The following is a 1,260-nucleotide window of genomic DNA, read 5'->3' as shown; positions in this document are numbered from 1 at the left end:
GGCGACCTCGTCCACGACCTCGCGCAGCCCGCCGCCGCAGAGCACGGTCTGCACGAGCGCGCGGTGCACCTCCTCGGTGCGGGCGAGGACGGCGGCCTGCCGGTTGAGGATGTCGGTGAGGACCTGGTTCAGGACGTCGTCGAAGCCGACGTCGGCGGGCAGCAGGATCAGGGGGAGGCCGCGCCGGTCGGCCTGCTCGACCATCTCCGGCGGCGGTTCGGACAGGTAGCGGCCGGGCTTGATGGCGAGCGCCGCGACACCGCGCTCGTCCAGGTCGCCGACCAGGCCGGTGAGGCCGCGGGGGGTGCCGCGCAGCGGGTAGCCGGTGGTGAGCAGCAGCTCGTTCGGCTTGACCCACGGCAGGATGTCGGGGACCTCCATCACGTTGAGCCGCTGCACCACGCGGCCGAGTCCGGCGCGTCCGGCGATGAGCCGCGCGCCGCCGAGGGCCGGGACTTCGAGGACCTCGCCGACCGGCAGGCCCCGGGTGAGGGTGCCGGTGCTCGCGAACCGGTGGGCCGGTGGGCCCGTGTTCACGCGGATGTCACTCATGCAGGTGTCACCTCGCTCTAAACGGTCGACCGCGGAGGGGGCGCGATCGATACCGATTTCGCGATCAACCCTGACAACAAAGACGAACCGTGACAAGCATCCTTGGCAGTTTTTCCCATACGCCCCTCGCGTGGACGGGTCTACGGTCGCCGAGAGGCTCGGCCCGCAGCGTCGCGGGCCGGCGGACGATTCCCGGGAGGCTGGGTGGGCGTGCCGCTCCGCGAATCACTGCATCCGACGGCCCGGCAGAGCCCCGCGCCGGTTCCCCGGCAGGGCCCCTCCGCCGCGCCCCGGCAGGGCCCCTCCGGCACATCCCGGCAAAGCCCCTCCGGCACATCCCGGCCAGGCCCGTCCCCCGCGTCCCGGCAGAACTCCTCCCCGGCGCCCCGGCAGGGCCCGGCCCCGGCGGGCGCGGCGGCGCTCCCCCTGCGCCGCCTGCTGGACGCCCCCAAGCGCCCGGCGCGCGTGATCGCGGTGTTCCCGGCGGCGATGTACCTGGAGGTCCGGGGCGTCCCCGAACCGCGCGTGCTGGCGGTGGTCGCCGAGGGCGCTGTGCGCCTGCCGAACGCGGTCGTGCTGGTCGTCCCGGCCCGCGAACGGCCGTTGGGGGTCGTCCGCGCAGTTTTCGCGGGGTGAGGAAAGAAGAGCGTGGGGGTGGGGAAGAGTGTGGTTTTTTAGGTGTTTTTATAGGGGGTGGGGGGATGATTA

Annotated in this window: 2 protein-coding genes; one reads left to right on the top strand and one right to left on the bottom strand. The window is 73.2% G+C overall.

The features are described from left to right. Window positions 1-552 (bottom strand): PucR family transcriptional regulator ligand-binding domain-containing protein (locus tag AB0J52_RS41250; RefSeq protein WP_500188709.1); only part of this gene is annotated, 552 nt, incomplete at its 3' end. A gap of 204 nt (window positions 553-756) precedes the next feature. Here AB0J52_RS41250 and AB0J52_RS41245 point away from each other — a divergent pair. After that, window positions 757-1,188, top strand: coding sequence for a hypothetical protein (locus AB0J52_RS41245; protein ID WP_500188708.1), 432 nt, complete (start codon window positions 757-759; stop codon window positions 1,186-1,188). Window positions 1,189-1,260 lie beyond the last annotated feature (72 nt).

The organism is Spirillospora sp. NPDC049652, from assembly GCF_040675125.1.
Classification (GTDB): Bacteria; Actinomycetota; Actinomycetes; order Streptosporangiales; family Streptosporangiaceae; genus Spirillospora.
The sequence above is the reverse complement of the archived record's forward strand: the minus strand, read 5'-3'. Positions and strand labels throughout refer to the sequence as shown.